The organism is Bacillus sp. SIMBA_026, assembly GCF_046535335.1.
Classification (GTDB): domain Bacteria; phylum Bacillota; class Bacilli; order Bacillales; family Bacillaceae; genus Bacillus; species Bacillus velezensis.
In genome coordinates, this window is sequence record NZ_JAWRWX010000340.1 from 1 (window position 1) to 252 (window position 252).

Sequence of the window (252 nt, forward strand, 5' to 3'; positions counted from 1 at the left end):
CGGGTAGCTTTCAGAGGACTTTGGAGAGGAAAGCCTTGGTGCGTTCCTGCTGCGGGTTGTCCAGGACTTCCTCCGGCGGACCGCTTTCCACCACCACTCCGCCATCCATGAAAATCACCTGATCAGCCACTTGCCGGGCGAATCCAAGTTCGTGCGTGACCACCACCATGGTCATTCCGGCCTCGGCCAGCGCCTTCATGACGTCAAGCACTTCCCCCACCAATTCCGGGTCCAAGGCAGAAGTGGGCTCAT

At 59.5% G+C, this 252-nt stretch carries 1 pseudogene; it reads right to left on the reverse strand.

From position 1 onward, the window contains the following. Positions 1–10 precede the first annotated feature (10 nt). A pseudogene (locus SB847_RS21720) lies at positions 11–252 on the reverse strand (peptide ABC transporter ATP-binding protein); the annotation flags it as partial.